Source organism: Prosthecobacter sp. (genome assembly GCF_049294395.1).
GTDB lineage: Bacteria > Verrucomicrobiota > Verrucomicrobiia > Verrucomicrobiales > Verrucomicrobiaceae > Prosthecobacter.
Genome location: NZ_JBAQCR010000103.1, coordinates 1 through 2,368 on the forward strand (window position 1 = coordinate 1; position 2,368 = coordinate 2,368).

Here is a 2,368-nt window from a genome sequence, read left to right on the forward strand (position 1 = left end):
AGCCGGAAGTGGTGGGTAATGCGGTGCCAGTTATGACAGGATTAACAGAATGGCATGATTCACAGGATTATTTCAGATGAGACCTGCATGCCTGCATCCGAATACTGAAATGCTGGAATCATGTGAATCCTGTCAAAATCAGCTTCGAGCCAAGATGAAGCTGGAAGTGGTGGGTAATGCGGTGCCAGTTATGACAGGATTAACAGAATGGCATGATTCACAGGATTATTTCAGACACTCCTCCATGAAACCCACCTTCCACTCCATCACTCCCATGATCCCCAGCTGCGGCAGCCTGGCGGAGGCGCTCACTTTCTACGCGGACCACATGGGCTTCTCCATTCTCTGGCAGGGCGATGGCATGGCCGGCATCGAGCGCGACGGCGTGTCCATCAACCTCGTCGTGAACGACAACCAGAACTGGGCGGACAACGCGAGCTTCAGCATCGGCGTCTCTGACCTGGATTCCCTCTACGATGAGTATCAGGCGATCCCGGCCCGGGTCGGCCCGCTTGAAATGAAGCCCTGGGGCAGGCGCGAGTTTCACATGATCGCGCCCTCAGGCGTGTGCTTCCAGTTTTACCAGCGCGCAGCCGCCTGACCCTGCGCTGCTGCCCGAGCCGCCAGCGGAGAAACTTCCGCAATTTCCACATCTTCTGCGGGGGGGACGCAAGTGCTAAGCTTTGACCATCCCGGCAAGCTGGAGGCTTGTGCTACGGCCGGTGTCGCCGCCGTTGCAGACTTCAAACTTTTCAACCATTTCAACGGGGGGTGGTGTCCACACGCCATCAGCCACGGGGTAGACTGCAACTATTCCAACTATTTCAACTATTTCAACGGGGGGTATACGCACGCGTTGAGCGCTGCTCGTCCCGGCAAAGCCGGAAGCTTTAGGAATGGGGTGACAGGCTGGAGTGACAGACGGCGCCGGGACGAAGGAATCTACGGACGCGACACAGCCTAACTATTACCCACAAGTTTGAGGAAGGATCGCTGTACAAAAACAGGCGCGGTCAAACTATGGGGGATGACATCAGCAACGTCATCGAAAAGCAAAAGTATTGGCAGTCCATTGGCGGCGGGTTGGTCGCAACGCGAGCTGGCGCATCTCAGTGGCATTGATCCGCGTCTTGTGAGACGTTTGGCCATCATGCTTGAAGATTGGGCGGCGCAGCCGCAGGCCTCCATCCCTGAAGGCAGCCGCAGCAAGGCGGCTGCCAAAGCTTCCTACCGTCTGCTCTCCAATGAGCGGCTCGAAGCTGCTGACATTGGGCAGAGTCATCGTGAAGCGACCTGGGGGCGCATGGCCGGCCATGCAGTCGTGCTGGCCGTGGCTGACACGACAAGCTTCAATCACACGACTCATGCTGGCACCGAGGGGGTCGGCCCCATCGGCCAGGGCAATGGCAGCGCGCAGGGCTTCTTGCTGCACAGCGTGCTGGCTTTCAGCGAGCAGGGCGAGGCCCTCGGCGTGCTCCATGCCCACACCTGGGCGCGCGAGCGTGACGGCCCCTCGCGGCGGCAACGGCAGGCGCAAAAGAACCGCAAAGCGCTCGATCAGCGCGAGAGCCACCGCTGGGTCAGCGCTTATGAAGCCATCGTGGCCCAGCGTCAGGCTGCTTCTGGCAGGCAGCCTCGTCTGGTGCTCGTCGCTGACCGGGAGAGCGATCTTTACGAACTGTTTGTGAGCAACCTGCAGCACGACGAGCAATGTGCCGTGCTCGTGCGCGCCCTGCATGCACGCCGCCTGCACGCCGCCTGCACGAAACGGGAGAGGTGGTGTGGGACCATCTCGAAGCGCAGCAGGAGCTGGCGCGTGTTGAGATCGTGGTGCCAGCGCAGGGCACGCGCAAGGAGCGCACGGCCACGCTGGTGCTGCGCAGCGCGCCGGTGAAGCTGGGGGTGCCGCGGGACAAGGCGCGGTTCTTTGGCTCGAGCACACCGATGGATCTCTGGGCCATCGACGCGGTGGAGACGGGCGCGCCGGAAGGCAGCGAGGCTCTGCACTGGAAGCTGCTCACGAGCATTCCCTGCGCAGATGCGGCACAGGTTCAACGACAGCTGCGGTGGTATGCGAAGCGCTGGGGCATCGAGGTGTTCCATCGCACACTCAAGAGTGGCTGCCAGAGCGAGGCGCGGCGTTTGGGCAACATGGTGAGGCTGCGCCGAGCCCTGAGCCTGGACTTGATCGTGGCCTGGAGGCTCATGGCCTTGCGCGATGCCGCGCGCCAGCAGCCGCAGGAGCCCGCGACCCAGTGGCTGGAGGCCGAGGAGTGCGCGGTATTAAGCGCCTGGGCCACGCGTCAGCTCAAGACAAAAACTCCAAGTCCACCCAGCATCGCCGAGGCGGTGCGCTGGATCGCGCGGC

At 61.7% G+C, this 2,368-nt stretch carries 2 protein-coding genes and 1 pseudogene; all 3 read left to right on the forward strand.

Annotated features, from left to right (window positions below):
* The first annotated feature begins 244 nt into the window (after positions 1–244).
* Positions 245–601 (forward strand): VOC family protein, encoded by a 357-nt coding sequence (locus tag WAW39_RS06475; RefSeq protein ID WP_422316974.1) that lies wholly within the window; start codon positions 245–247, stop codon positions 599–601.
* A 426-nt stretch (positions 602–1,027) separates the two neighbouring features.
* Entirely contained in the window at positions 1,028–1,894 is an 867-nt protein-coding gene (locus WAW39_RS06480) for a transposase DNA-binding-containing protein (protein ID WP_422316976.1), read from the forward strand.
* Positions 1,831–2,368, forward strand: a pseudogene (locus WAW39_RS06485) (hypothetical protein); the annotation flags it as partial. The gene WAW39_RS06480 and the pseudogene WAW39_RS06485, both read left to right, overlap by 64 nt.